Here is a 25,155-nt window from a genome sequence, read left to right as displayed (position 1 = left end):
CGCTGCTCGGTATGTAGCGTCGAAAGGAAGTTTGCGTGGGTGCTGAATCCTGAAAGGATCGCACCCGCACTTTTCCGCTCGCGCTAGCTTGCGGAAGCAGTGCGTGGGACCGGATTTGAACCGGCGGACCTCTACAGGACAGCGCCCTCAACGCTGCGCCGTTGGCCTGGCTTGGCTACCCACGCACGCTGTGTCTGTCTGCACTCAGACGTACCGAACGTTTGGGTAAAAGCGCTTTCGTTTCGCGGTCCCGACTTTCCGCAGTGACACGTCACTGTGTGGATAGCTCCGGGCCCACTGTGCCGTCGAAAAACGGACGTTTAAATATAGAGAATCCGCTACGCCACCTATGGCCAAGTACTCGACCGGTAGCGGTGGGGGCGGTGCCGGCGAGAGCTGCGAGCTCTGCGGTACCTCCGGCGTCGAACTGCACGCTGCCAACGTGGCAGGGGCACAACTGGAAGTCTGCTCTGACTGTGCCGAACACGACGACAACGCCAAGACGACATCCTCGTCTTCCGACCAGGACGAGCGCAACCGCCGCAAGCGCGCCGCTCAAAACACCGCCCAGATGCACGATGCAGCCGCCGGCGACGCCTCCCACTGGGAGGAGGGTGCTGACTACGACGACGACCAGCTCCCGTATCTCGTCGACGACTACGGACAGCAACTCACGAAAGCCCGACAGGACGAGGGGCTCCAACTCGAAGAACTCGCAGACGAACTGGGTATCGACGAATCCGACCTGCTCGCCGTCGAGCAGGGCCGTGCCACCCAGGCGAACGTGGGTGGGTCCGTCATCGTCACACTCGAAGACTACCTCGACGTCGAACTCTCCGAATCTCGGTAACCACCACCGTCGCATTTCTCGTCGAGACCACTCACCTGGCGGCTGCCACACCACTTTTGCCTGCTCCCCGGTAACGTGACGCATGGAACTCACGGCAGAGCAGGCTGCCATCCGCGACACCGTCCTGGAGGTCGCACGCGAGGAGATACGGCCGACGGCCGCCGAGGCAGACCAGACGGAGACGTTCCCGGAGGACGTCTGGGAGACACTCGCAGAGATGGACCTGACCGCGCTGACGGTTCCCGACGAGTACGGCGGCTTCGACGCCGACCGACTGACCTACGCCATCGTCAACGAAGCGGTGGCCTACGGCTCGCTCGCGGTCGCAACGGCCCTGTCCGTGCACGCGCTGGCCACGTCCTGTATCGCGGAGTTTGGGACCGACACCCAGCGCGAACGGTGGCTTCCGGAGATGACCACGGGTCGACCGGTCGGTGCGTTCGCCCTCTCGGAACCAGACGCAGGGTCGAACCCGGCAGAGATGTCGACCATCGCGCGGCGAGACGGCGACGAGTACCTCATCGACGGGGAGAAACAGTGGATAACGAACGGCCAGCGCAGCGGCGTCCTCGTCGTCTTCGCCCGGACTGACCCGGACGACCCCGAATCGGTCACGCAGTTTCTCGTCCCGAAAGACGCCGACGGACTCACTGTCGGGACACCCGAGGAGAAACTCGGACTCCGCGCGAGCGATACGACCTCGCTGACGTTCGACGGCGTTCGGATTCCAGCCGAAAATCGACTGACTGAGGAAGGACGCGGCTTGGCCGCCGCGCTGTCGATTCTGACCGGCGGTCGGGTCGGTATCGCCGCACAATCCGTGGGGATCGCACAGGCGGCCCTCGACGAGGCAATCGACTACGCTGGCGAGCGCGAGCAGTTCGACCGCCCCATCGCGGACATCCAGACCATCCGGCACAAACTCGCGGAGATGCAGACCACCGTGCGAGCCGGCAGACTGCTCACCCACGACGCAGCGCGCCGGATGGACCGGGGCGAAGACGCCCGGATGGCCGCGAGCATGGCCAAATACTTCGCGAGCGAGGGGGCGATGGACGTGACCAACGAGGCCGTCCAGATTCACGGGGGCTACGGTTACGTCGAGAGCGACGTCGAGCGCTTTTATCGCGACGCGAAGGTCACGACCATCTACGAGGGGACGACACAGATTCAGAAGACGGTCATCGCGCGCGAACTGCTCGACGGGCGGTGAGTCACTGCCGACACACCTTTGCGCGGCCGTCCCGTACCCTGGTCTGTGACAGTCGAGTACGACGCCGTGGTGTACGACCTCGACGGGACACTCGTCGAGTTAGACGTCGACTGGGACGAAGTGACTGCCAAGGCGGCGGCAGTGTTATCGGCCCGTGGTGTCGACACCGACGGGATGAACCTCTGGGACGTACTCGAGACTGCCGAGACCAGGGGACTCCGCGAGAAAGTCGAGGACATCATCGAGACCCACGAACGCGAGGGGGCGCGAACGTCCCAGCGTCTGGCGGTGGCCGACGAACTCCCCGTCGACGTGCCGGTCGGCGTCTGCTCGCTCAACGCCGAGACGGCCTGCCGAGTCGCGCTGGAGATTCACGGGCTGGACGGATACGTCCGCGCGCTCGTCGGCCGCGACACTGTCGAGCGACACAAGCCGGACCCACAACCACTGCTCGCGACGATTCGGGCGCTGGGGACCGAACCGAGCCGGACGCTTTTCGTCGGTGATACCCAGCGGGACAGACGTACGGCACAGCAGGCTGGCGTCCCGTTCCAGCACGTCGATGACCGCACGCCCTAGGTCTGGTGGCGGCGCGCGTACAGGAAGACGGCGACGGCGACGAGAAACCAGACGACTGCACCGACCCGAACGGCAAAGAGCGCACGCTCTGTCCAGGTCGCGAGCGTCGTCGACAGCGAGAGCACGGCGACGACTGGCGCGCCCACGACGATGGTGACGACGAAGGTAACCTGCATCACCCACCCGTAGTCGACCCCGTCCGGGCTCGTGTGTTCGACGTTCGGAGACACGCGTGACTGTTCTGACCGATTGGTAAAGCCCCTGCCGATTCGGCCTCGCAGTCTGAACGTTTATTACGGAGCCCGAAGGGTGGCTAACTATGGCTAGCCGCTCTTGGGAGTACACTGCGGTCGATGGGCTCGCGACCGGAACCGGTGCGAGCGCGGCTCACCCGAGCAGCGACGAGGGTGTCGACCGATGAGTGTCGCCGCGACTGGGGCGGTCTTCTGGGTCCTCGTCGTCCTCGCGACGGTGACGAGCCTGGTGACGGCGTGGACACTCGGCGCGAACAGCAACTCCCCGCCTTTCGCCCCCGCTATCGGTGCCAACGCCATCTCGACGATGAAAGCCGCCTTTCTCATCGGCATCCTCGCCGCTCTCGGGGCGCTGACACAGGGTGGCAGCATCTCCGAGACGGTCGGCTCCGGACTCGTCGCCAACGCCCAGATTACGTCGCTGGGCGCGGTAGCGGGCCTGCTCACCGCGACCGGGTTCATGGCGTTTGGCGTCTACTCGGGGTATCCGGTTCCGGCCGCCTTCGCCACGACCGGTGCGATGGTCGGTGTCGGACTCTCGCTCGGAGGGGACCCCGTTTTCGGCACCTACCAGCGCATCGGGCTGTTCTGGGTGCTCGTCCCGCCGGTCTCCGGGGGACTGGCGTATCTCACCGCGACTATCCTCCGGCGTGACGACATTCCCGAAACTGTCGGTGTCCCCTTGTTGGCGGCCGTCGTCGGGGGCATCGTTGCGAACGTCCAGATGAGCATCATCCCCTCGCCTGCGGGTCAGTCTCAGGGGACGCTCGCTGGCCTTCCCGAACTGTTCGTCGATTCGTCGGCGCTTGCGGCGGCCGGAACTGCCCTCGTCACCGTCCTCGTCGCGGCGGTGAGTTTCCAGTTTATCCGTCGACGGACCCAGGAGTCGGTCGACCGGGGTATCAAGACCTTCCTCGTGATTCTGGGCAGTGTCGTCGCCTTCTCCAGTGGCGGCAGCCAGGTCGGGCTGGCGACGGGGCCACTGGAGAATCTCTACTCCGTGGAACTCGGCGTTCCTGGAATCCTCTTGCTCGGGTTGGGTGCGTTCGGGATACTCGGTGGCGCGTGGATGGGCGCGCCGCGGCTCCTGCAAGCGACCTCTCGCGAGTACGCACAACTTGGGGTTCGCCGTTCGATTGCCGCGCTCGTTCCCGGCTTCGTCATCGCACAGCTGGCTATCTCCCTTGGGATTCCAATCTCGTTTAACAACATCATCATCAGCGGCGTCATCGGCGGCGGGCTGGCCGGCGGCTCGGCGGGTGTCTCCCGGCGGAAAATCGGGGTCACGCTGGCGTTCTGGCTCATCACGCTCGTGTCCTCGACAGTCATCGGCTTTGGGCTGTACCGGGCCCTCTCGACAGTTCTGGGTGGCTAACGGACGACGGTGACGGTCATCGGGGCACTCCCGACGACGTCGGTCGCCACGGTCCCGAGGAGCCGACGGGTCAGTTCGTGACGGTCGCCACCGTGGCCGCCCATGACGATGTGGTCGACGTCGTTGTCGGTGGCATGCTCGACGATGGTCTCTGCCGGATCGCCCGTCTCGATTGCTGTCTCGACGTCGCGGCCGCTCTCTGTGGCACGCGTTCGCGCTCGTTCGATGATCGTCTCGGCGCGCTCGCGCGCGGCCGTCTCCCGTTCGGGTCCCGGTTCGAGGATGCCGCCCTCGCTCATCGACCGGTCCATCGGGGTCACGACGTTCAGGACCGTCACGCGACACTCGAAGGTCTCCAGTGCGTGGACGAGCGCGTCGTCGGCCAGTGGTGAGCCGTCCAGCGGAACCAGCACATGCGATGGAGCCATACCGACACTGTGTCGGCAAGCACCAAGTAGCCTGCTCACTCTCCGCACCGACTGGCGGACCCGAACAGATTTCATCCGGGCGTGCCACCACGTTGGTATGACCACCGTCAGGGACCTCCAGGAGATGGCTGGCGAGGACCCAATCACGATGTTGACCGCGTACGATGCGCTGACGGCCACGCTCGCCGACGAAGCCGGCATCGACGTGCTTCTCGTCGGTGACAGCATGGGCAACGCCGTCCTCGGGTACGACGACACGCTCCCGGTCACCGTCGACGAGGTCGCCTCCAGGACCGGTGCGGTCGCCCGCGGTGCAGACGACGCGCTCGTCGTCGCTGACATGCCCTTCCTCTCCTTTGGCACGGACCGCCCGGAGTCGGTCGAAAACTGCGGGCGGATGCTCAAAGAAGAGGGCGCGAACGCGGTGAAAATAGAGAGCGGTCCCCACACCGTCGAACTGACCGAACACCTCACGGACCTTGGTATCCCGGTGATGGCACACGTCGGGCTGACACCCCAGAGTGTCAACCAGACGGGCTACACCCAGCAGGGAGCCGACAGAGAGGAGGCCGAAGCGATCGTCGAGTTGGCCCGCGACCACGAGGCTGCGGGTGCGTTCGCGTGCGTGCTCGAACACATCCCGTCGAACCTCGCGGCCCACATCACCGAGGAACTCGATATCCCGACCATCGGTATCGGGGCTGGCGAGTCGTGTGACGGGCAGGTGCTTGTCGTCACCGACGCCGTCGGACTGGGCGACGGAACCCCGCCATTCGCGGAGGCATTCGGAAACGTCCGCGAGGAGATGTCTGCCGCCATGGAGTCGTACGTCGACGCCGTCGAGGACGGGTCGTTCCCGGCCGACGAACACAGCCACGTCTCCGAGGAACTCGACGACCTCTACTAGCGTTTTCTCGTCGTCTCGTCGAGGAAGGCCGCGACGGCGTCGTTGAACGCGCCCGGCTGGTCGAGCATCGCGAGGTGTGCCGCGTCGTCGAGGATAGTTGCCTCTCCTTGCGGGAGTTCGTCGGTGAGTGACTCGTGGTAACTCGGTGGGGTGAGCTGGTCGTGTTCGCCGACCACCGCGAGGACCGGTACGTCGATAGCTATCACCCGGTCGCGAATGTCGAAGGTGTGACAGGACAGGAAATCCCGCTCGGTGACCGCTCGTCCCACGGCGTGCATCGTCTCGGCAGACCGCTCGCGCATCTCCTCCTCGACGTCGTGAAAGAGTCGGTCGGGGCCGTGGAGCCACTCGACGGCCTGGTCGAAGTCTTCGGCCAGCCACGTCCGCAGTGTGTCCGCGACCGGGAGTCGTGGACCAGTACCCGCCAGTACCGCCCCCGCCAGTTGGTGGTCCTGTTCTAGGAGGAGTCGCTGGACGACGGCACCGCCCAGCGAGTTACCGACCAGTACTTCCGCGTCGACGGCGCGTGCGACGGCGCTCACGTCGTCGGCATAGGCCGCGAGCGTCTCCGGTCCAGCGGAGGTATCGATGTCCTCGGATGCTCCGTGGCCGCTCAAGTCCAGCGCCGCCGCCGGGTGGCTCGGCCCACTCGGGCCGTACTGGTGGGCCCAGACCTGGTGGGTCCCACCGCTTCCGTGGACGTACAGCACCGTCGGGCCGGCAGCCGACCGCTCGACGAGCCGATAGGCCGTTTCCCGACCATCGTGGGTGACAGTCTCCATAGCATTTGCCTCGATTCGCGTCCACTTCGGACCGGCGATTGCTCGCGACTGGGATGGTCAGTCCGGGCTTACTTGGTGTGAACCGCAAACAAGCCATTCATTATATCACCCCCGTACGTGAGGGTCATCTTAGGGAAAAGTTTATATACTTATCACGGTTACTTGTAGTTAGTATGAAACCGATACAGCAGCTCGAAGCGCAGGATGTCGACGTGAGTCGATTCGAGTACGACGACAGTGTGGTACTCGCTGCGGACTTCGGCTACGTCGGCTCCTCGTCTGTCGAAGTTGTCGACGATACGGTCATCGTCGTCGCTGACGGCGAGCAGTACGACATCGAACTGGACGGGGACGCACGAGCGTTTATGCGAAATGGCGTCCTTACTATCGAGGTAGATGCATGAGACTCACTGTCAAACCACTCAAACAGAAAGACGCCGGTCGCGGACTCGCAGCCGTCGACCGACAGGCGATGGCCGAGATGGACCTCGAAAACGGCGATTACATCGTCATCGAGGGTGAGGATGGTCGCGCTGTCGCACGCGTCTGGCCCGGCTACCCCGAAGACGACGGCCGCGCTGTCGTCCGAATCGACGGCCAACTCCGCCAGGAGACTGGCACCGGTATCGACGACTCCGTGAACGTCGAGGCCGCAGACGTCCAGCCGGCAAAGACCGTCACGGTCGCACTCCCGCAGAACCTCCGTGTGCGCGGGAACGTCGCACCGATGATTCGCCAGAACCTCAGCGGGCAGGCGATTACGCAGGGACAGACGGTTCCGGTTTCGTTCGGTCTCGGACCGCTCTCGTCGATGTCCGGCCAGAAGATTCCGCTGAAGATTGCCGACACCCAGCCCGAGGGCACCGTCGTCGTCACTGACTCGACCGACGTGCAGGTCTCCGAACAGCCCGCAGAGCAGATTGCCGGCGGTCCGGAGGGTGAACCCGACCGCGAGACGCCTGACGTGACCTACGAGGACATCGGCGGCCTCGACGATGAACTCGAGCAGGTCCGCGAGATGATCGAGTTGCCGATGCGCCACCCCGAACTGTTCCAGCAGCTCGGCATCGAACCGCCGAAGGGCGTCCTCCTGCACGGCCCGCCGGGCACCGGAAAGACGCTGATGGCCCGCGCCGTCGCCAACGAAATCGACGCGTACTTCACCGACATCTCGGGGCCGGAAATCATGTCGAAGTACTACGGCGAGAGCGAGGAGCAACTCCGTGAGGTCTTCGAAGAGGCCGAGGAGAATTCCCCGGCCGTGGTCTTCATCGACGAAATCGACTCGATTGCGCCCGAACGTGGCGAGACCAGCGGTGACGTGGAACGCCGCGTCGTCGCACAACTTCTCAGCCTGATGGACGGGCTCTCCGAGCGCGGCGAGGTCATCGTCATCGGCGCGACCAACCGTGTCGACGCTATCGACCCCGCGCTCCGGCGTGGCGGCCGCTTCGACCGCGAAATCGAGGTCGGCGTCCCGGACAAGTCCGGCCGGAAGGAAATCCTGCAGGTCCACACCCGCGGAATGCCCCTGTCTGAAAAAATTGACATCGACAAATACGCCGAGAACACTCACGGCTTCGTCGGCGCCGACATCGCCCAGCTAGCAAAGGAGAGCGCGATGAACGCGCTGCGCCGCATCCGTCCGGAACTGGACCTCGAATCCGACGAAATCGACGCCGAGACGCTCGAAAAGCTCGAAGTCAACGAACAGGACTTCAAACAGGCACTGAAGGGCATCGAACCCTCTGCACTGCGGGAGGTGTTCGTCGAAGTGCCCGACGTGACCTGGGAGAACGTCGGCGGCCTCGAAGACACGAAAGAGCGACTCCGCGAGACCATCCAGTGGCCCCTCGAGTACCCCGAAGTGTTCGAGCAGATGGACATGCAGGCCGCAAAGGGCGTGCTGATGTACGGTCCGCCCGGCACGGGGAAGACGCTGCTGGCGAAGGCAATCGCCAACGAATCCAAGAGCAACTTCATCTCCATCAAGGGGCCGGAACTGCTCAACAAGTTCGTCGGCGAATCGGAGAAGGGCGTCCGCGAGATATTCGAGAAGGCGCGGGCGAACGCACCCACTGTGGTGTTCTTCGACGAAATCGACTCCATCGCTGGCGAACGTGGCAAGAACGCTGGTGACTCCGGCGTCGGCGAACGCGTCGTCTCCCAACTGCTGACCGAACTCGACGGGCTGGAGGAACTGGAGGACGTGGTGGTCATCGCCACCACGAACCGCCCGGACCTCATCGACAGCGCACTCCTGCGGCCGGGGCGTCTGGACCGTCACGTCCACGTCCCCGTCCCCGACGAGGAAGCCCGCCGGAAAATCTTCGCGGTCCACACCGAGGACAAACCGCTGGCCGACGACGTGGACCTCGACCGCCTCGCTCGCAAGACCGACGGCTACGTCGGTGCCGACATCGAAGCGGTCTGCCGTGAAGCCTCGATGGCTGCCTCCCGGGAGTTCATCAACAGCGTGGACCCCGAGGACATCGACGGCAGCATCGGCAACGTCCGCGTGACCGCCGACCACTTCGACGCTGCACTGGACGAAGTCCGCGCCAGCGTCGACGAGGAGACCAAAGAGCGCTACGAGGAAATCGAGCAACGCTTCGGCAAGGCCGAGGCCGAACTCGACACCGACGAGAAGGTCGGCCGAACCTTCCAGTAGGCCGTCGCTCGCAGCACCTCGATTCTGACTTTGCAGTTTTTGTTGTCCCCCCGTCTTCGACTCCCATAGCGACCGCACAGTCGCGCGACCGTCGTCCGCCGCTCGTTTTTGTGTGTGCGCCCCAACGGCAACGTATGGCGACTGTCAGCGAAACCCACATCGAGAACAGAGAGCGAATCCAGCCCAACGACACCAACAACTACGGCGGCGCACACGGGGGCAACATCATGCGGTGGATGGACGAAGTCGGCGCGCTCTCGGCGATGCGCCACGCCGGCGAGACCTGCGTGACCGCCCACGTCAACGACCTCGATTTCAAACGCCCCATCCCGCAGGGTGACACCTGTGTCATCACCGCTTACGCGTACGCGACGGGACAGACCAGTATCCGAGTCCGATTGCAGGCGTTCCACGAATCTCCCCGGACCGGCGACCGCGAGCAGACGACCAACTCCCATTTCGTCTTCGTCGCCGTCGACGACGACGGGAAACCGACTCCCGTTCCGGAACTGACCGTCGAGTCCGAGCGCTGTGAACAGTTACAGCAGGAGGCCCTGGCTGGCGAACAGCGCGAGTGAGCCTGCTGGCTCATCGGGCTTAGCGGGGCGTGAGTCCGACTCCCTCTGCCAGCAGTTCGTGTGAGCGAAGCGCGTCTTCGTGGTCGCCGACGACGTGTTGAATCATCACTTCGTCGACGCCGACCCGGTCGGCGAGCTGTTCCAGCAACCCGGCGACCGTCTCCGGACTCCCGGAGATGGCGCGCGGCCACTCGTCGTCGTCGAGCGTGGCGGGCGTCGGTTCGGGAACGGAGCCGAGTTCCTCGATGGCCTCGTCGACGCTCGGTGTCGTCCCGACGACGCCGCGTTCCATCCGCTTGTACGACGCTTCGGCGACGGCCCGCAGTCGCGCGGCTTCCTCGTCGGTCTCTGCACAGACTGCGTTTACTGCAATCATCCCCGTTGGCTCGTCGACACCACCGCCCAGCGCCGACGGTTCGAACGCCTCGCGATAGTCCTCGAAGGCGTACTCGGCGAACTGCGGTCGGATAAAGGCCGCAAAGCAGTAGCGCACACCGAGTTCGCCCGCGATGGCCGCACTCGACGGACTCGACCCGAGCGTCCACGGAATCGGCGTCTCCCCTCCCGACTGCGGAATCTCCAGGTCGCTGTAGTCGTGTCCCGGCGGAAACTCGTCGTAGAGGTGGCTGATGACGGCCTCGATTTTCTCTGCGTGGTCCTCGTCCGGATTCTGGACGTGTCGGTCCGTTCCGAGGGCACGGTCCGTCGCCGGCGAGCCGTTGGCCCGCCCCAGTCCCGCGTCGATTCGTCCCGGAGCGAGTCCGTCGAGCGTGCCGAACAGTTCGGCGACTTTGTACGGACTGTAGTGGTTGAGCAGGACTGCTCCCGACCCGAGTCGAATCGACTCTGTTTCGGCGGCGAGGTGTCCGAGCAACACTTCGGGCGTCGTCCCCGCGAGCGTCTCTGCCATCCCGTGGTGTTCGGCCACCCAGAATCGCGAGTAGCCGAGTCGTTCGGCCTGCTGTGCGGCTTCGACGGTGTTTTCGTAGGCGTCTGTCGCGGTCCCATCGTCGGGGACCGGCGAGAGGTCGACAACCGAGAGATTCACGTCCGCATTCGGAGTCTGAGCCGAATAACGGTTCGGCTCCGAGAGTGTTACCGACTCTCTTCGATTCGCTCGAGGCGGTCGAACGGGACGTAGCCGACGATCTGTTTCTCACCGTCTTCGGTCGCCCAGAGGCGCACGCCGCTGTTTTTCTCGTCGAAGCCGTCACACTCGATTGAACCCTGTGCCGTTCTCGCGACAAGATTTCGTCCCATCCTCACCGTTACGGGCTGTCCGCGTAAACACCTTTGTGAGCAACTCACACGCCAGCGACTGGTCACTTCGAAATCCCCTTGCCCGTCGCGCCCGTCGCTTCGCACATGCAACTGCAGGCACGCGACCGGGTGCGCGAACTGACTGCCCTCCTGAGCATCGTCTCGCTGGCTGTGGTGTTTGCCACCGCTGGCGGGCTGGTCCCGTCCGGTCTCTTGCCCCGAATCTCGCCGCTGGTCGAGGTGATTCCCCACCTCAACGCCGCCCTCAGCGCGACGGCGCTTGTGACGATTGCCGTCGGTGTCCGTGCCGTCAAGAACGGAAACATCGCCCGCCACCGGGCCGCGATGGTCGCGACGACGCTGCTCTTTCTTGGCTTTCTCGCGCTCTATCTGTATCGTATCGCACTGGAGGGGCCGTCCGCGTTCCCTGGTCCGGAGACCGTCTATCAGTTCGTCTATCTCCCACTGTTGGCCATTCACATTCTGCTTGCGGTCCTCTCGATTCCGCTCGTCTACTATGTCCTCCTGCTTGCCGTGACGCGACCGGTTGCGGCGATTCGTGACTCGCCCCACCCGCGTGTCGGGAAGGTGGCGGCCTCGCTGTGGTTTATCTCGTTTGCCCTCGGTATCGTCGTCTACGCGCTGTTGTACGTGGTGTACTAGGCCCACAGGCTTTTGCTCGCGCCGTCTGTACCGTCGTCCGAATGGCCGAGGAGTCGTCTCCACCGTCTGTATCGGACTGGCAGCGGTATCTCGTCAGCGTCGTCGGCGGACTTCTGTTTCTCGTCGGCGTCGGGTCCGTCCTCCTCGATGGGCGACTGTCCCGCGAGGAACTCTTCCAGATTTCCGCGCTGGTGGTCCTCTCGCTGTCGCTGGTCGCCGTCGGCGTCAGAATCGCGCTCGATATGGCTGCCGGTGAGGACGTCCTCCGCGTTCTCGCGTGGATGAGCGGCGGTGTCCTCGCACTGGCAGCACTGGGGGCGTGGTTCCAGTTTGTCGTGCCGACAGTCGACACCGCATTCGAGACGCTGCTGGTCTTTCTGTCCGCACTCGCTGCAGGCGGCCTGTTCGGTGCTGTGGTCGGGTACTACAACGTCCGCGTCCGCAACCTCGTCGAGCAGGCCAGCCGCGAGCAGGCCCGACGTGAGTTCCTGAACGAACAACAGGAGGCCTTCTCGGCGCTGAACGGGATTCTCCGCCACCAGATTCTCAACGACACAAGCGCCATCAGCGGCCGCGCGGAACTTCTCGGCGACGGGAAAATCGACCGCGACGCCGCTCTCGACTCCATCGGCGACCACTGCGAGCACATGACCGAGACTGTCGACCGCATCGAGACGGTCGTCGACGTCCTGACGTGGGTCAGCGACACCACCGAGACGAGTGTCGACCTGGCAATCGAGCGGGCAATCGAGACCGTCGAGGAGGACCATCCGGACGCCCCTATCGAGGTGGCCGGCGACACCGAGACCACGGTGCTGGCCGACGCGTTGCTCTCTCTTGGGCTTGCCGAACTGCTCGACAACGCCCTGCGACACGGCCAGCCACCGGTGACGGTGAGCGTCGAGCAACAGACAGACAGCGTGATAATCGCCGTCACCGACACCGGCACGTCCGTCGGTGTCTCCCCCCGGGAGTCGCTTTTCGACGCGAACACGCGGGGGACCGACAGCGAGGGCGACGGCCTGGGACTGTATCTCGCGGACCTGATTGTCGACCGGTACGACGGGGAGATACGGCTGGCTGACGGGTCAGAGACGCGCTTCGAAATCGAAATCGAGAAGGCTTAGTCGTCGGCGTTTGCCACGGAGTCTATCTGCGGGCGAGCGATGTCGCGGTCCAGTTCCTCGCCGTCGATGTCGTAGGGGTACTCTTCGGTGACACAACCCAGACAGAGGTCCTCGTGGTCTTTCCCGAGTGCCTCGGTGATGGCGTCGATGGAGAGATACGACAGCGAGTCGGCCAGAATCTCGTCGCGAATCTCGTCGATGGTCCTGTCGGCAGCGATGAGTTCATCGCGACTGGCCATGTCGATGCCCAGATAACACGGCGCGATGATGGGCGGCGCGCCGATGCGGACGTGAACTTCCGAGGCCCCGGCGTCTCGCAGCAACTCGACGAGCTGTGTCGAGGTGGTCCCGCGGACGATAGAGTCGTCGATGACAGTGACGCTTTGCCCCTCGATGGTCGACTTGATGGGGTTGAGCTTCAGCCGGACTGCGCGCTCGCGCTCGTCCTGGGTGGGCATGATGAACGTGCGCCCGACGTAGCGGTTTTTCATCAGCCCTTCGGCGAACTCCACGTCGTTGCCGGCTTCGTTCGCGGCTTCGGCGTAGCCGGAGGCAAAGGAGCGGCCGGAGTCGGGAACGGGCATCACCACGTCGGTGTCGACGCCGGATTCCTCCCAGAGATGACGACCCAGTTCCCGGCGGACTTCGTAGACGAGTTCGTCGTTGATGACCGAGTCCGGTCGGGCGAAGTAGACGTGTTCGAAGAAACAGTGTGCGGTGTTCTCCTGTTCGACGAGCTGGTAGGTATCGTAGCCCGACCCGTCGGGATGGAGGACGACCAGTTCGCCGGGTTCTACCTCGCGGATGAGTTCGCCGTCCAGCGTGTCGATGGCGGCCGATTCGGAGGCGATGACGTACCCGTCGTCCAGTTCGCCGATACAGAGCGGGCGGTTGCCCTGCGGGTCGCGGACGCCCATCACCGTCTCGTCGTGCATGATGGTCAGCGAGTACGACCCGTGGATGCGACTCATCGTCGACTTGACCGCGCGAACGAGGTCTTCTTCCAGCAGATTCCGCGCCAGGTCGTGTGCGATGACTTCCGTGTCACCGTTTGACGTGAACGCGTGGCCGAGCGTGGCCAGCTCCTGGCGAACTTCCTCAGTGTTGACGAGGTTGCCGTTGTGGGCCAGTCCGAGCGACCCACTCTTGAACGACACCGAGAACGGCTGGGCACAGCACTCGCCGAGGCCACCCTGGGTCGGGTAGCGGACGTGGCCGATGCCGTTCGGACCGTTTAGCTGTTCGAGGTCGTCGTTGTCGAAGACGTCCCCGACGAGGCCGGTATCGACGTGGTCGTACTGCTGGAACCCGTCGTGGGTGACGATACCTGCGGCTTCCTGGCCGCGGTGCTGGAGAGCGTACAGCGAGTAGTAGAGCGGGCGGGCGGCGTCTCGGTCCGCAAGAGAAATTCCAACAACGCCGCACTTCTCGTGCATGTTATTCGCCAGATTTACTCTGCCACTCGTAGCCGCGTCGTTTCGCCGATTTGCCGAATCCGCACGACGAGCAGACCTTCTTTTTCGTGTGATACGACTTCTCGCCACAGCGGCGACACTTCGTGTGTGTCGTGACGTTTTTCTTTCCCTGACTCGGGGTTCCTGCGCCAGTCATGGGTTGATTGAGACGACGTTATCGCCGCGTATAATCGTTGTGTCTTCGCCCTCCTCGACGACGAGGTTCATGTGCTGGTCGTAGCCCGCAAGGGTGCCGTCGTACACTTCGCCACCCTTCAGGTGGACTGTGACGCTCTCGCCGACTGATGCCTCCAGGACGTCGAGCGGCCGATTTCCGTTGTCACTCATACACCAACGGGGCGGTGTCGGGAGCATAAACGTACCGGCTCTCGACGAGACATCTCTCCTGAACTGGACTGTTGGCTGTTCCAGCGCTTACACGTCCACCGAAAATTCCCACTCGTCGGCGGCCAGCGCAAAGCCAGCCAGCAGGTCCGCAGTCGCATCGAGGTCGTCCAGGTCGAGCACCTCGACGGGCGTGTGCATGTAGCGGTTGGGCACGCCGAGGTTCAGAGACGGAATCCCGCCCCGGGAGGTGTAAAACGCGTCGGCGTCGGTGCCGGTTCTGCTCCCGGTCGCCTGCAACTGGATGTCGATGTCGTCGTCCTCGGCCGCCCCGCGGACTGCCTCGACGACGTTCGGATGGTTGGCGCTGCCACGCGAGACGACCGGTCCCTCGCCGAGTTCGACGCCGGTCGATTTTTCGCCGGGTGTTCCCGGCGCATCGGTGGCGTGGGTCACGTCCGTCGCGACGACGGCGTCCGGGTCGAGGTCGAAGCCGACCATCTTCGCCCCCTGGAGGCCGAGTTCTTCCTGGACCGTCGAGACCGCATACACCGTCGCGTCGACATCGTCTTCGGCCGCGCGGCGCAGCCCTTCGGCGGCCGCCCAGATACCGATGCGGTTGTCGAGTCCGCGGGCGGCGATGCGGCCGCCCTCGAGTTCGGAAATCGTCTGGTCGAAGGTGATGGGGTCGCCACGCTCGACGAGTTCCTCGGCCGCCTCGCTGTCCGTGACACCGATGTCGACGTGTTGCTCGCTGATGTCGTCGACGCTGTCGTCGTCGCGGTCCCGCAGGTGGATGGCCGTCTGGCCGACGACTCCCGGAACGGGGCCGCTATCGGTGTGAATCTCGACGTGTTGACCCTTCGAGACTGTCCGGTCCGAGCCGCCGATGGGCGTCATCCGGATGGCACCCGACTCCTCGATGTCACGGACCATAAATCCGATTTCGTCGCCGTGGCCGGCGAGTGCGACCTCGGTGTCGCCGCCCTCGACGACTGCGACGGCGTTGCCGTAGTCGTCGGTCCGAACCTCGTCGGCAAACTCCTCGACGTAGTCCAGCCACACTCGCTGGCCGCTCGTCTCGAATCCGGACGGACTCGCCGTACTGAGCAGGTCTTCCAGAAATGCGCGCCGTTGTCCTTCCATGGTGGTCCGTTGGTCGCCCCACGCCTGAAAGCTCCGGTCCGAGTGACTGCTTGCCGGTTGTGAGAGTGTGCTGGCAGAACGGCTATATGTCCCGTGGTCGAACACAGCAGTATGGCCGAATTCACGTTCTTCAAACTCCAGGTCGACGACGTATCGTTTGCCACAGAGGCGCCCTTCATCGGTAGCGACGACAGCGACGCCGAAGCCGAAGACGACGAAGAGTCGGGTAGCGTATTGGCGATTCTCCTCGGACTCGTCTTCCTGATTGTCGTCGCCGTCGCCGCGAAGAAGCTTCTCGGCGGTCGCAGTTCGGAGTCGCCGGCAGTCGATATTGACACTGAGTGACCGGGCGAGTGCACGCAGGGGAAGACATTTGCCGGCCGGCCCCCTGCTTCGGATAATGAGTATCTACCGAAGCGTACGAGCAGTCACCGACGCGTCCGGCGACGGACCGGTCGACTGGGACGCTGTCGGCGACGCCGCCAAAGCCGCCACAGACCCGGGTGACATCGATGTCTCTGCCGACGAACAGGCCGCCTACGCCGAGGACGTCCGCGACGCTCGCGACCGTATCCGCCGCGTTACGGCACTGGATTTCGACCTGCCCGAGGCCGTCGAGATACAGTCGCGCCACCACTGGATAGACGCCAACGTCGCCACCTTCGAGCGCGTGATGGCGCCCATCGAGTCCCGCGCCGAGTTCATCCCCGGCATCGCGCGCATGGTCAACACCGGGTCGATGGCGTTTGCCCTCTCTTTTCTCTCGAACAACGTCCTCGGCCAGTACGACCCGCTCTTGCTCGCGGACGGCGACGACCACAAACTCTACTTCGTGCGGCCGAACATCCAGCGCGTCGCCGACTCACTGGACGTGTCCTACCCCCGATTCCGCCGCTGGATTGCCTTCCACGAGGTGACCCACGCCGCGGAGTTTGGCGCTGCCGCCTGGCTCCCGGAGCACCTCGAAACGACGATGCAGGAAGCCGTCGAGAAACTTGCCGAGGGGTCAATCGACCGCGACCAGCTCGGAGAACTCGACACCGCCATGACGGCCGTCGAGGGGTACGCGGAACTGGTGATGGACGACGCCTTCGACGGCGAGTACGCCGACCTCCGCCGGAAACTCGACGAGCGCCGCTCGGGTCGCGGTCCGCTCCAGCAACTCATCCGCCGCGTGCTCGGGCTCAACATGAAGCGCCGACAGTACGAACGCGGCAAGGAGTTTTTCCAGGCCGTCGTCGACGCCCGCGACATCGAGACGGCGGGACTGGTCTGGCAGTCCCCGGAGACGCTGCCGACTGACGACGAACTCGACGACCCGGCGGCGTGGCTGTCGCGGGTCGCCTGACCGACTCGCTGGGTGGACAGAACCCTGCCGATGGCGACCGGCGTATCGTCCCGCCAGCGACACCCCTTTCTGCGCCGTCCCGGAACTGAGTGGTATGGAGCCAAAGCGGGAACTGACGAGCGTCGACCTCGCGGCGCTGGCCGGCGAACTCGGACGTTACGAGGGAGCCGGCGTCGACAAGGCGTATCTCTACGAGGACGGGCTGGTCCGCCTGAAGATGAGACACTACGAACGGGGACGGGTGGAACTGCTAATCGACGTCGGCGACACCAAACACGTCCGTATCGCCGACGCCGACAACGTGCCACCGGCCCCCGAGCGCCCGCCGAACTTCGCGATGATGTTGCGAAATCGGCTCGCCGGGTCGGAACTGGCCGGCGTCGAGCAGTTCGAGTTCGACCGCATCCTCCAGTTGCACTTCGAGCGGGAGGACGACAGCACCACTATCGTCGCCGAACTGTTCGGGGACGGCAACGTCGCCGTCCTCGACGGTGCTGGTGACGTGGTCGACTGTCTCGATACGGTCCGTCTGAAATCCCGGACCGTCGCCCCCGGTTCCAACTACGAGTTCCCCGACGCCCGGTTCAATCCGCTCGCGGTCGATTTCGAGGGGTTTGCCGCACGGATGGACCAGTCCGACACCGACGTGGTGCGGACGCTGGCGACCCAACTCAACTTCGGCGGCCTGTGGGGCGAAGAGTTGTGTACGCGCGCCGGCATCGCGAAGACCCTGGATATCGACGAGGCCACCGAGGAAGACTACCGAGCAATCTACGAGACGGTCCAGACGCTCGCCGAGAAACTCAAGAGTGGGGACCTCGACTCCCGAGTCTACTACGAGACCGACGACGACGCGGCCGGGGAGGACACAGACGACCAGTCGGGTCGCCGAATCGACGTGACGCCGGTCCCGCTCGAGGAACGCGCCGACGTGCGCCCGGAGATATTCGACACGTTCACCGACGCGCTGGACGACTACTTCACGCACTTCGAGGCCGACCACGCCGAGGAGGAGGCCGCCGAGGCGGGTGGCCGCGACCGGCCGGACTTCGAGGCGGAAATCGAGAAGAAAAAGCGCATCATCGAACAGCAGGAGGGGGCAATCGAGAATTTCGACGACCAGGCAGAGGCCGAACGCCAGAAGGCAGAGGCGCTGTACGGCCATTACGACCTCGTCGACGAGGTACTCTCGACGGTTCGGTCGGCCCGCAGGGACGGCGCATCGTGGGACGACATCGAGGAGCGCTTCGCGGAAGGAGCAGAGCAGGGCATCGCCGCCGCAAAAGCGGTCCAGTCACTCGACGGGAGCGAGGGGACCGTGACGATGCAGGTCGGCGACCACACCGCGACGCTCGTGGTCTCTGATGGCGTCGAAAAGAACGCCGACCGCCTCTACACCGAGGCAAAGCGCATCGAGGAGAAAAAGGAGGGCGCACAGGCGGCAATCGAAAACACCCGCGAAGAACTCGAAGAAGTGCGCGAACGCCGCGAACGGTGGGACACCGAAGACGGTGGCGAGGAGAGCGAGAGCGACGAGGACGGCGGCGAAGACGAGGACATCGACTGGCTCTCCCGGTCGTCGATTCCGGTCCGGTCGGGCGAGAAGTGGTACGAGTCGTTCCGGTGGTTCCACACCAGCGACGGCTTCCTGGTCATCGGCGGGCGCAACGCCGACCAGAACGAGGACCTCGTCAAGAAGTATCTGGAGCCCGGTGACCGCTTTTTCCACGCACAGGCTCACGGCGGGCCGGTCACAATTCTGAAAGCGACGGGGCCGAGCGAATCGGCCGACGAGGACATCGACATCCCCGAGCGGTCAGAGCGCGAGGCCGCACAGTTTGCGGTGTCGTACTCGTCGGTCTGGAAGGACGGCCGCTTCGCGGGTGACGCCTACGTCGTCGACCCAGACCAGGTGTCGAAGACCCCCGAGAGTGGCGAGTACCTCGAAAAAGGCGGTTTCGCCATTCGTGGCGACCGGACGTACTTCCGTGACGTTCCGGCCGGGGCCGCCGTCGGTATTACGTGTGAACCCGAGACGCGCGTCATCGGTGGTCCACCCGAGCCAATCGTGGCCCGCGCGGAGACGGCCATCACGGTCGAACCCGGAAAGTACGCACAGAACGACATCGCCAAACGACTCTACCGGGAGTTCCGCGAGCGATTCGTCGACGACTCCTTCGTCCGGAAAGTCGCCAGCCCCGACCGGATTCAGGAGTTTCTCCCACCGGGTGGCAGCCGAATGCGAGAGGAGTAGCTGATATATGTCTCGGCATCGTTGAGCCCATAACTGATGTTCACGCGTCGTCGGCTCCTCGTCGTGGGCTTGCTCTTGCTGGCGGGGACGTATCTCCTCGCGGGCGGCCTGGGACTGCCGACGCTGAACCCGACCGACGGGAACACGCCGACAGACGAGCAGATGATTCAGCCCGTCGAGAACGGGAGTCATCTCTGGCCGTACACCTCCCGTGGCAAGACGACCTTCGAGCGGACCCTCGCGGTGAACCTCGTCATCGTCGGCGACGACGAGCGCGTCAAGCGAACGCTCACCGAGCAGACGAAGCTCAACTGGCAGATTACGGAGCCGAACAACGCGACTGATGTGAACGCGACCGACGCGAACGTCACTGCCACAAATCAGCCCGACACGAACGAGACTGCCACGAACCAGACCGTTCTCAACGCGACCGACGAGGAAACTACTGGGGCACTGACCGAGACGAACACCACGCCGGGCAACGACAGTCCCGCCGGGGTAGCGGTAGACGCACCGACACCGGACAACGAGACCAACGCGACGAACGCGACCGACGCCCAGCCGGTGACTATCAAAGGCGGTGGGCTCGGCTGGCAGGACACGCACGGCGCCACGCGCTACTCGTATATCGACGCTCGTCCGGTGGGCGGTGACGCAGGCTGGGTGAAAGAAGCCTACCAGATTCACGCCGGCGAGTACTTCGGAAGCCGGTATCACATCCGCGCGTACACGACCGACGGGTCCGAGTGGACGGCGATACAGATTCACCGCGAGTACTTCGACTGGTTCCGACTGCGCCACACCGTCGTCGACATCCAGTCGTCGCGCACCGTTCTGGAGTCGGACTTTCTCGACAAGCCGTTCGTGCAGACGGTCAGCCGCGAGTACTACGGCGTCAATCGCGGCTGGAACGACGGGTGGATTTCCGAAATCACGCTCGTCCCCGGCCTGGCGGCACTGCTCGTGCTCGGTGTGTTCACCCGCCAGACGCGCCGCTCACTCCAGGGCGAACTGCGGCGATTCGCGGGCTGGAACCGACGGAACGTTCGCGGCTACGTCCTCGCTGGGGCGCTCGTCGCACTGTATCTCGGCGTCCGGAGCGCGGGCGTCATCTTCGAGTCGACGCTCCCGTCGGTCGACCCGAAAGTTGTCTTTCCGATACTCTATCCGGTCATCGCTATCGGGTTGCCGACCATCACGTTCGTTCTCTCCCAGCCGTTTGGCGCGACTTCGCGCTTTGCCCGACTCCAGCAGGTCGCGCGCCGAATCGGGTCGCCGCTCGAGCCGCTGCCGGCGTTTGCCTTCTCCTTTGTCGGGCTGACGATGGCCTTTGTCCTCGATTTCGGGGGGCTTGGCATCTCCAGTATCCCGGTCCAGCTTGTCTTGCACCGGGTCGGGCTGGCCTGTGGCCTGGGACTTATCGCCGCCGGCTCCTCGCACATCGACGAACGCGGCGCTGGCCTGCTCGTGTTGGGGAGTCTCGGGTGGATAACGGGGCTGGTGATGCCACTGGCCGGCTACGTCTGAGATGCCGGCGGAAACGTAGAGCACGAATCTGCTGGAGAATTATTCGCTGGAGACCGGATATTGTTGCTTGACTATTATTTATATCATTAGATATATCACTATTTGATATTGTACTTTCATGATATGCTGTCTCCACTCTCGACTCACTTACTCCTGTTCGGTGGTGGGTTGTGCATAGCAGTTGCCAGCCTCTTGTGGACCGTTCGCAATTCAGAACGGATCGCAATCACCGAATTTCGCCTTTTTATGGCTGTTGTTGTGCTATGGATCAGTGCGCAGATAGCCGAGTTACTCGGTGGTCGCGTTACCTCCTATTACGGCGGGCGTGCAGAAGAGTTCTCATAGCTCAACGATCGGACTTGCGATGTCACCTCCTCGTTCATGGTTAGCGATGACGACAGCCAAACGAAGACAGAGAGCGACGAAGACGTGAGTTTTTGCCCGTTCTCGGCCTCGGACTTGCGGAGTCCCGAGGCCGAGATCCTTGCACACGCCGATTGCTGTTTCGACCTGTGACCGGTTATCGTAGGTGTCGTCAAGCTGCTTTTCCCAGACGCGGACAGTGTCGCTATGTTCCTTGATTCGTTTCTGGATGCGGTACTCGATATCTGGTGGATCATTTGTGTTCCGTGGATTGTACGGAACCACTGGCACGACGCCTGCTTCAATCAGGTCGTCGTGCCAGTCCAACATGTCGAACTCTGCGTCACCAACGAACGTGACTGGCTTTTTGACGGCGAGCGCATCCTGTGTGATGCGCCTCGCCGTCGCCTTGTCCACAGATTTCTCATCTGTGAACTCTGCGGCAATCGGGATGTTGTTGTCGGTCGTCACCAGACAGCAACCGTAGCCGTAGTAAGTCTCCTCAGCTGTACTGTCGTAGTTCCACGAGGCATCCTCGTCCGGGCGAGGCGCCCGGACATCGGTGCCGTCAATCCGAAAGCAAGAACCCAGTTCAACCCGGACAAGCACCTGCTGAAGAATTCGTGAGAAGACTTCCTCAACGACACCAGAGAGATCGTCGATAAACCGGCCAATCGTCCGCCGTGACGGCGGTCGCTCGAACTCGCAGACACGCCAGACATCATCGTTGGCGAGTTCTTGAGCCATCGCTTCTGGTTCGTAGATTCTGTTGTAGAAGCAGTGAAGCAATCCTCGGAACAGTTCAGGTGGATGGAACTCCCGCGTTCGCCCCCGCGGATCGGGGGCGAACACGGGGAATTCATAGAGAAACTGGAGATCAAGATGTTCGAATAGTACTGTTGTCTCGGTTTCCAGTGATTTCAAGACCTCTGTGATCGTATCTTGGTGTGGCAGGGTAGTGGTTGACACATCTCACTGTCCCTGCCTCATCTCCGAGAGAGTTCCTATCGATCCTCCAGAATCGCTGATCAGCCAGCAGAGCCGTGCTAACTATTCTGCACGCCCGCCTCCTATTACGCGAGTTTTCTCATTCGCGGACTCCGTGGTCTGATGGCTCTCAGCTGGTTCTATTTCACGATGACCTATGCTGGGTATGGTAAGTTCGTGCACTCGACAGCTGTCAGAATGGTCGTGGGAATAGCAACAGGCGGTCTGATTCTCGCCACTGCCGTTCCAGCGATTGCTACCGAGTTCATCTTTCCATCCGTCATAACAACCTCCGAACCACTCGTGACTGTCTCCCTTGGCGGTGTCACCCCATTTCGCCGGCTGACACAAACAATCGGGTACTCGCTGGTCCTTATCGGAACGACTGGATTGACGTACCGATTCCTGACCACGGGCTACACGAAGTCCTGGCGACTGGCTGCTGTTGTTGCAATGACGCTGGCCGTCGTCAGTCTCGATTTAATCTTCGAAAAGACCGGAGTATTTCTGTCAGGCGTTGATTACGCAGCACTCGGGTCGGCAGCGATGTCGGTGTTGCTCATCGGTATCTTGTACCGACACGATCTGTTCGCATCTGCTCCGGTGGGACGCGACCATCTCTTTCGTACCCTGGAGGAGCCGGTCTTTGTCGTTGACTCCAACCAGCGAATCATGGATTGGAACGAGGCTGCGAGGGACCTCTCGACAAGTGACACGCAAATCGGGAACAAAATAGACGCGGTCCTCCCCGGGGAGACGAATGCTGCGGAATTCATCGCATCGGCGACCGACGAGCGCTCGATAGTCGAACTTGACGTCGCCGATACTACACACTGGTACGAACTGTCTCAGTCTGAAATCCCCCCGACGAGTGACTTTCAGGGAGCCGTCGTCGTTCTCAGAGACATCACAGAACAGCGACAGCAAAAACAGGAACTCAAACGGCAAAACGAACGCCTGGACGACTTTGCGAGTGTCGTGAGCCACGACCTGCGCAATCCGTTGAACGTCGCCAGCGCGCGGCTTGCCCTGCTGGCCGAGGATTGTGACAGTGAGCATCTGCCCCCTATCGAGCGGGCACACACGCGGATGGGAGCGCTCATCAACGATGTGCTCACGCTGGCCCGGGAAAGCGATGCGGTCACCGACTTGGAGCCGATTGACCTTGCGACACTCGCGACGCAGTGCTGGAAAAACGTCGAAACCGCGGAGGCAACTCTCGTTACTGACGCCGAGTCTATGATACAGGCCGATACGAGCCGCCTCAGACAGGTGTTCGAGAACCTCTTTCGCAACGCCACCGAACACGGCGGCGAGAACGTGACTATCACCGTCGGCGAACTGGAGGATGGCTTCTACGTTGAGGACGACGGTACCGGAATCTCACCTGCGGAGCGCACGGACGTGTTCGAGGCCGGCTACTCGACGTCCGAGGAGGGAACCGGCTTCGGGCTGAACATCGTCAAGCAAGTCGTCGAAGCCCACGACTGGCAGATACACGTGACCGAAAGTGCAGAGGGCGGCGCGCGGTTCGAAATCACCGGCGTCGAGTTACCCCAAAAGAAAACTCACTGAGCAGGAGAGACACACGTTTAAACAGCTGAGTCACTGAAATTTGGGAGCAACAGTTGTTCCGGACCAGTCTCTCATACGCTTTGTATCTGAAAAGGTGAGCGGACCCGAGTGGCGACCGAGTCCGGCGTTAGCGGCCGCAAATGGCCAGTTGTGAGTCCCCAGCGTCCGGGTGTCGACAGTGGCACTCTGATGCACCCGGCACTACACCGTTGACGTTGCTCGAGGTTGTAGTTCCTGCCGCAGTAGTTCGGTCTTTTAAGTATCCTGGACCGACCGATTGGCTGCTGGCCCAGCCCTGCCCGTTAGAACATCCCCTTTCCGAGGAGTTCGCGGGCGATGATGTTCTTCTGGATTTCGGTGGTGCCCTCGTAAATCTGTGTAATCTTGGCGTCGCGGTAGAGTCGCTCGACGTCGAAGTCGTTGACGTAGCCGGCCCCGCCGTGAATCTGGACGGCCTCGTCGGCGGTGTCGACGGCAACCCGTGAGGCGTACTCTTTGGCCATCGAGGCCAGCATCGTCAGCTGTTCCTCCGAGTTGTCGACACTCCAGGCGGACTTGTACGTCAGCTGGCGGGCGGCCTCCGTCTTCGTGTGCATGTCCGCGAGTTTGTGCTGGATTGCCTGAAACTCCGAGACGGACTGCCCGAACTGCTCGCGATCCTGTGCGTAGTCGAGTGCGCGCTCGGTCGCACCTTTGGCGATGCCGACGCCCTGTGCGGCGACTGCGGTCCGGGTCTCGTCGAAAAACTGCATCAACTGCAAGAACCCACCGCCCCGGGTCCCGACCAGATTCTCCTCGGGCACGCGCACGTCGTCGAAAATGAGTTCGGCCGTATCGGAGGCACGAATTCCCATCTTCCCGGTTATCTTCTCGGCGGTGAACCCGTCGCGGTCCGATTCGACGATAATCTGCGAGAAGCCGTTGTACCGGCCCTCTGCATCGGGGTCTGTCTGGACGAGGACGACGAAGTAATCGCCGACAGAGCCGTTGGTAATCCACATCTTGTTCCCGTTTATCACCCACTCGTCGCCGTCTTTCTCGGCCTGTGTCGAGACTGCCGACACGTCCGAGCCGACGTCGGGTTCGCTGATGGCCGCGCCCATCACGGCGTCGCCGCTCGTGACCGGTTCCAGATACTCTTCTTTCTGTTCCTCGGTGCCAAAGCCGATGAGTGCCTCTGCACCGAAGGAGGCGGCGGTGATGTCGAGCCCGATACCGGGGTCGACGGCGAACAACTCCTCGGTGATGAGCGCCATCTCCAGTGTCGAGTAGCCCGCGCCGCCGTACTCGACGGGGATGTTCGCGCCAGTCAGCCCCATCTTGGCTGCCTCGTCCATCACCTCGTGGGGATACTTCTCCTTCCGGTCGTACTCCGTTGCGACCGGTTCGATTTCGTTTTCCGCAAAGCGGCGAACTTCGTCTCGAATTTGCTGTTGTTCGTCGGTCAGTCCGTAGTCCATACGTGATAC

General features: G+C 63.1%; 26 protein-coding genes and 1 tRNA gene. 15 read left to right on the top strand and 12 right to left on the bottom strand.

What is annotated here, in order from left to right:
* Positions 1 to 100 precede the first annotated feature (100 nt).
* Positions 101 to 185, bottom strand: a tRNA-Leu gene (locus QYL91_RS14690).
* Between the two features lie 164 nt (positions 186 to 349).
* On the opposite strand from QYL91_RS14690, the gene QYL91_RS14685 reads away from it, so the two are divergent.
* The 3 genes from QYL91_RS14685 (at position 350) to QYL91_RS14675 (ending at position 2,642) form a co-directional block, all read left to right on the top strand.
* Positions 350 to 850, top strand: coding sequence for a helix-turn-helix domain-containing protein (locus tag QYL91_RS14685; protein WP_302081241.1), 501 nt, complete (start codon positions 350 to 352; stop codon positions 848 to 850).
* An 82-nt stretch (positions 851 to 932) separates the two neighbouring features.
* Positions 933 to 2,063: an acyl-CoA dehydrogenase family protein gene (locus tag QYL91_RS14680; RefSeq protein WP_302081240.1), complete on the top strand. Its 1,131-nt coding sequence runs from the start codon at positions 933 to 935 to the stop codon at positions 2,061 to 2,063.
* Positions 2,064 to 2,108: 45 nt separating this feature from the next.
* Complete coding sequence (locus tag QYL91_RS14675) at positions 2,109 to 2,642, top strand: HAD family hydrolase (protein ID WP_302081239.1); 534 nt, start codon at positions 2,109 to 2,111, stop codon at positions 2,640 to 2,642.
* Here the strand turns inward: QYL91_RS14675 and QYL91_RS14670 are convergent.
* Positions 2,639 to 2,818 carry a DUF5822 domain-containing protein gene (locus QYL91_RS14670; RefSeq protein ID WP_369685632.1) on the bottom strand — a complete coding sequence of 60 codons (180 nt, stop codon included), beginning with the start codon at positions 2,816 to 2,818 and terminating at the stop codon, positions 2,639 to 2,641. The two genes, QYL91_RS14675 and QYL91_RS14670, sit on opposite strands and share 4 nt — an antisense overlap.
* A 241-nt stretch (positions 2,819 to 3,059) precedes the next feature.
* Here QYL91_RS14670 and QYL91_RS14665 point away from each other — a divergent pair, with 241 nt between their 5' ends.
* Positions 3,060 to 4,271, top strand: a complete 1,212-nt coding sequence (locus QYL91_RS14665) for an inorganic phosphate transporter (RefSeq protein WP_302081237.1) — start codon at positions 3,060 to 3,062, stop codon at positions 4,269 to 4,271.
* Here QYL91_RS14665 and QYL91_RS14660 read toward each other — a convergent pair.
* A complete protein-coding gene (locus QYL91_RS14660) occupies positions 4,268 to 4,699 on the bottom strand; it encodes a universal stress protein (RefSeq protein ID WP_302081236.1) in 432 nt (143 codons plus the stop codon). The genes QYL91_RS14665 and QYL91_RS14660 overlap by 4 nt on opposite strands.
* 97 nt (positions 4,700 to 4,796) lie before the next feature.
* On the opposite strand from QYL91_RS14660, the gene panB reads away from it, so the two are divergent.
* Positions 4,797 to 5,606: a 3-methyl-2-oxobutanoate hydroxymethyltransferase gene (gene panB / locus QYL91_RS14655; RefSeq protein WP_302081235.1), complete on the top strand. Its 810-nt coding sequence runs from the start codon at positions 4,797 to 4,799 to the stop codon at positions 5,604 to 5,606.
* On the opposite strand, the gene QYL91_RS14650 is transcribed toward panB, so the two are convergent.
* A complete protein-coding gene (locus tag QYL91_RS14650) occupies positions 5,603 to 6,388 on the bottom strand; it encodes an alpha/beta fold hydrolase (protein ID WP_302081234.1) in 786 nt (261 codons plus the stop codon). The genes panB and QYL91_RS14650 overlap by 4 nt on opposite strands.
* A gap of 173 nt (positions 6,389 to 6,561) precedes the next feature.
* Here QYL91_RS14650 and QYL91_RS14645 point away from each other — a divergent pair, with 173 nt between their 5' ends.
* From QYL91_RS14645 to QYL91_RS14635, 3 genes are all read left to right on the top strand, one after another.
* Positions 6,562 to 6,792: a DUF7127 family protein gene (locus tag QYL91_RS14645; protein ID WP_302081233.1), complete on the top strand. Its 231-nt coding sequence runs from the start codon at positions 6,562 to 6,564 to the stop codon at positions 6,790 to 6,792.
* Positions 6,789 to 9,059, top strand: coding sequence for a CDC48 family AAA ATPase (locus QYL91_RS14640; protein WP_302081232.1), 2,271 nt, complete (start codon positions 6,789 to 6,791; stop codon positions 9,057 to 9,059). Before QYL91_RS14645 ends, QYL91_RS14640 begins: the two co-directional genes overlap by 4 nt.
* 134 nt (positions 9,060 to 9,193) lie before the next feature.
* Positions 9,194 to 9,637: an acyl-CoA thioesterase gene (locus QYL91_RS14635; RefSeq protein WP_302081231.1), complete on the top strand. Its 444-nt coding sequence runs from the start codon at positions 9,194 to 9,196 to the stop codon at positions 9,635 to 9,637.
* A gap of 19 nt (positions 9,638 to 9,656) precedes the next feature.
* Here the strand turns inward: QYL91_RS14635 and QYL91_RS14630 are convergent, their stop codons facing one another.
* Together QYL91_RS14630 and QYL91_RS14625 are read right to left on the bottom strand one after the other, a co-directional pair.
* Positions 9,657 to 10,685 carry an LLM class flavin-dependent oxidoreductase gene (locus QYL91_RS14630; protein WP_302081230.1) on the bottom strand — a complete coding sequence of 343 codons (1,029 nt, stop codon included), beginning with the start codon at positions 10,683 to 10,685 and terminating at the stop codon, positions 9,657 to 9,659.
* Positions 10,686 to 10,732: 47 nt separating this feature from the next.
* Positions 10,733 to 10,897 (bottom strand): hypothetical protein, encoded by a 165-nt coding sequence (locus tag QYL91_RS14625; protein WP_302081229.1) that lies wholly within the window; start codon positions 10,895 to 10,897, stop codon positions 10,733 to 10,735.
* A 105-nt stretch (positions 10,898 to 11,002) separates the two neighbouring features.
* Here QYL91_RS14625 and QYL91_RS14620 point away from each other — a divergent pair, with 105 nt between their 5' ends.
* Together QYL91_RS14620 and QYL91_RS14615 are read left to right on the top strand one after the other, a co-directional pair.
* On the top strand, positions 11,003 to 11,560 hold the full coding sequence (locus tag QYL91_RS14620) for a DUF420 domain-containing protein (protein WP_302081228.1): 558 nt from the start codon (positions 11,003 to 11,005) through the stop codon (positions 11,558 to 11,560).
* 41 nt (positions 11,561 to 11,601) lie between these two features.
* The gene (locus QYL91_RS14615) at positions 11,602 to 12,687 is read left to right on the top strand and encodes a sensor histidine kinase (protein WP_302081227.1); all 1,086 of its coding nucleotides are present in this window, start codon (positions 11,602 to 11,604) and stop codon (positions 12,685 to 12,687) included.
* Here the strand turns inward: QYL91_RS14615 and purF are convergent.
* From purF to QYL91_RS14595, 4 genes are all read right to left on the bottom strand, one after another.
* Complete coding sequence (gene purF / locus QYL91_RS14610) at positions 12,684 to 14,123, bottom strand: amidophosphoribosyltransferase (protein ID WP_302081226.1); 1,440 nt, start codon at positions 14,121 to 14,123, stop codon at positions 12,684 to 12,686. The genes QYL91_RS14615 and purF overlap by 4 nt on opposite strands.
* A gap of 1 nt (position 14,124) precedes the next feature.
* The gene (locus tag QYL91_RS14605) at positions 14,125 to 14,298 is read right to left on the bottom strand and encodes a 50S ribosomal protein L37e (RefSeq protein WP_302081225.1); all 174 of its coding nucleotides are present in this window, start codon (positions 14,296 to 14,298) and stop codon (positions 14,125 to 14,127) included.
* A complete protein-coding gene (locus QYL91_RS14600; RefSeq protein ID WP_302081224.1) occupies positions 14,295 to 14,489 on the bottom strand; it encodes an LSM domain-containing protein in 195 nt (64 codons plus the stop codon). The genes QYL91_RS14605 and QYL91_RS14600 overlap by 4 nt, the downstream gene beginning before the upstream one ends.
* An 87-nt stretch (positions 14,490 to 14,576) precedes the next feature.
* Positions 14,577 to 15,632: a M20/M25/M40 family metallo-hydrolase gene (locus QYL91_RS14595; protein WP_302081223.1), complete on the bottom strand. Its 1,056-nt coding sequence runs from the start codon at positions 15,630 to 15,632 to the stop codon at positions 14,577 to 14,579.
* Positions 15,633 to 15,743: 111 nt separating this feature from the next.
* Here QYL91_RS14595 and QYL91_RS14590 point away from each other — a divergent pair, with 111 nt between their 5' ends.
* The 4 genes from QYL91_RS14590 to QYL91_RS14575 all read left to right on the top strand — a co-directional run bounded on the left by QYL91_RS14590 (position 15,744) and on the right by QYL91_RS14575 (position 20,761).
* Complete coding sequence (locus QYL91_RS14590; RefSeq protein ID WP_302081222.1) at positions 15,744 to 15,977, top strand: hypothetical protein; 234 nt, start codon at positions 15,744 to 15,746, stop codon at positions 15,975 to 15,977.
* Between the two features lie 55 nt (positions 15,978 to 16,032).
* Complete coding sequence (locus tag QYL91_RS14585; RefSeq protein ID WP_302081221.1) at positions 16,033 to 16,980, top strand: zinc-dependent metalloprotease; 948 nt, start codon at positions 16,033 to 16,035, stop codon at positions 16,978 to 16,980.
* A gap of 94 nt (positions 16,981 to 17,074) precedes the next feature.
* A complete protein-coding gene (gene rqcH, locus QYL91_RS14580) occupies positions 17,075 to 19,234 on the top strand; it encodes a ribosome rescue protein RqcH (protein WP_302081220.1) in 2,160 nt (719 codons plus the stop codon).
* A gap of 36 nt (positions 19,235 to 19,270) precedes the next feature.
* Positions 19,271 to 20,761 (top strand): hypothetical protein, encoded by a 1,491-nt coding sequence (locus QYL91_RS14575; RefSeq protein WP_302081219.1) that lies wholly within the window; start codon positions 19,271 to 19,273, stop codon positions 20,759 to 20,761.
* A gap of 339 nt (positions 20,762 to 21,100) precedes the next feature.
* On the opposite strand, the gene QYL91_RS14570 is transcribed toward QYL91_RS14575, so the two are convergent.
* On the bottom strand, positions 21,101 to 22,093 hold the full coding sequence (locus tag QYL91_RS14570; protein WP_302080520.1) for a transposase: 993 nt from the start codon (positions 22,091 to 22,093) through the stop codon (positions 21,101 to 21,103).
* A 222-nt stretch (positions 22,094 to 22,315) separates the two neighbouring features.
* Here QYL91_RS14570 and QYL91_RS14565 point away from each other — a divergent pair, with 222 nt between their 5' ends.
* Positions 22,316 to 23,686, top strand: a complete 1,371-nt coding sequence (locus QYL91_RS14565) for a sensor histidine kinase (RefSeq protein ID WP_369685605.1) — start codon at positions 22,316 to 22,318, stop codon at positions 23,684 to 23,686.
* A gap of 302 nt (positions 23,687 to 23,988) precedes the next feature.
* Here the strand turns inward: QYL91_RS14565 and QYL91_RS14560 are convergent, their stop codons facing one another.
* Entirely contained in the window at positions 23,989 to 25,146 is a 1,158-nt protein-coding gene (locus QYL91_RS14560; protein WP_302081218.1) for an acyl-CoA dehydrogenase family protein, read from the bottom strand.
* Positions 25,147 to 25,155: the final 9 nt, after the last annotated feature.

Origin of the sequence: Salinibaculum rarum, from assembly GCF_030505615.1 — an archaeon.
GTDB lineage: Archaea > Halobacteriota > Halobacteria > Halobacteriales > Haloarculaceae > Salinibaculum > Salinibaculum rarum.
The sequence above is the reverse complement of the archived record's forward strand: the minus strand, read 5'-3'. Positions and strand labels throughout refer to the sequence as shown.

Bases quoted from the DNA above. Each gene is read 5' to 3' on its own strand.
- QYL91_RS14685 (WP_302081241.1), top strand. From the start codon at position 350: ATGGCCAAGTACTCGACCGGTAGCGGTGGGGGCGGTGCCGGCGAGAGC.
- QYL91_RS14680 (WP_302081240.1), top strand. From the start codon at position 933: ATGGAACTCACGGCAGAGCAGGCTGCCATCCGCGACACCGTCCTGGAG.
- QYL91_RS14670 (WP_369685632.1), bottom strand. From the start codon at position 2,818: ATGCAGGTTACCTTCGTCGTCACCATCGTCGTGGGCGCGCCAGTCGTC.
- QYL91_RS14665 (WP_302081237.1), top strand. From the start codon at position 3,060: ATGAGTGTCGCCGCGACTGGGGCGGTCTTCTGGGTCCTCGTCGTCCTC.
- QYL91_RS14660 (WP_302081236.1), bottom strand. From the start codon at position 4,699: ATGGCTCCATCGCATGTGCTGGTTCCGCTGGACGGCTCACCACTGGCC.
- panB (WP_302081235.1), top strand. From the start codon at position 4,797: ATGACCACCGTCAGGGACCTCCAGGAGATGGCTGGCGAGGACCCAATC.
- QYL91_RS14650 (WP_302081234.1), bottom strand. From the start codon at position 6,388: ATGGAGACTGTCACCCACGATGGTCGGGAAACGGCCTATCGGCTCGTC.
- QYL91_RS14645 (WP_302081233.1), top strand. From the start codon at position 6,562: ATGAAACCGATACAGCAGCTCGAAGCGCAGGATGTCGACGTGAGTCGA.
- QYL91_RS14640 (WP_302081232.1), top strand. From the start codon at position 6,789: ATGAGACTCACTGTCAAACCACTCAAACAGAAAGACGCCGGTCGCGGA.
- QYL91_RS14635 (WP_302081231.1), top strand. From the start codon at position 9,194: ATGGCGACTGTCAGCGAAACCCACATCGAGAACAGAGAGCGAATCCAG.
- QYL91_RS14625 (WP_302081229.1), bottom strand. From the start codon at position 10,897: ATGGGACGAAATCTTGTCGCGAGAACGGCACAGGGTTCAATCGAGTGT.
- QYL91_RS14620 (WP_302081228.1), top strand. From the start codon at position 11,003: ATGCAACTGCAGGCACGCGACCGGGTGCGCGAACTGACTGCCCTCCTG.
- QYL91_RS14615 (WP_302081227.1), top strand. From the start codon at position 11,602: ATGGCCGAGGAGTCGTCTCCACCGTCTGTATCGGACTGGCAGCGGTAT.
- purF (WP_302081226.1), bottom strand. From the start codon at position 14,123: ATGCACGAGAAGTGCGGCGTTGTTGGAATTTCTCTTGCGGACCGAGAC.
- QYL91_RS14605 (WP_302081225.1), bottom strand. From the start codon at position 14,298: ATGACTGGCGCAGGAACCCCGAGTCAGGGAAAGAAAAACGTCACGACA.
- QYL91_RS14600 (WP_302081224.1), bottom strand. From the start codon at position 14,489: ATGAGTGACAACGGAAATCGGCCGCTCGACGTCCTGGAGGCATCAGTC.
- QYL91_RS14595 (WP_302081223.1), bottom strand. From the start codon at position 15,632: ATGGAAGGACAACGGCGCGCATTTCTGGAAGACCTGCTCAGTACGGCG.
- QYL91_RS14590 (WP_302081222.1), top strand. From the start codon at position 15,744: ATGGCCGAATTCACGTTCTTCAAACTCCAGGTCGACGACGTATCGTTT.
- QYL91_RS14585 (WP_302081221.1), top strand. From the start codon at position 16,033: ATGAGTATCTACCGAAGCGTACGAGCAGTCACCGACGCGTCCGGCGAC.
- rqcH (WP_302081220.1), top strand. From the start codon at position 17,075: ATGGAGCCAAAGCGGGAACTGACGAGCGTCGACCTCGCGGCGCTGGCC.
- QYL91_RS14575 (WP_302081219.1), top strand. From the start codon at position 19,271: ATGTTCACGCGTCGTCGGCTCCTCGTCGTGGGCTTGCTCTTGCTGGCG.
- QYL91_RS14560 (WP_302081218.1), bottom strand. From the start codon at position 25,146: ATGGACTACGGACTGACCGACGAACAACAGCAAATTCGAGACGAAGTT.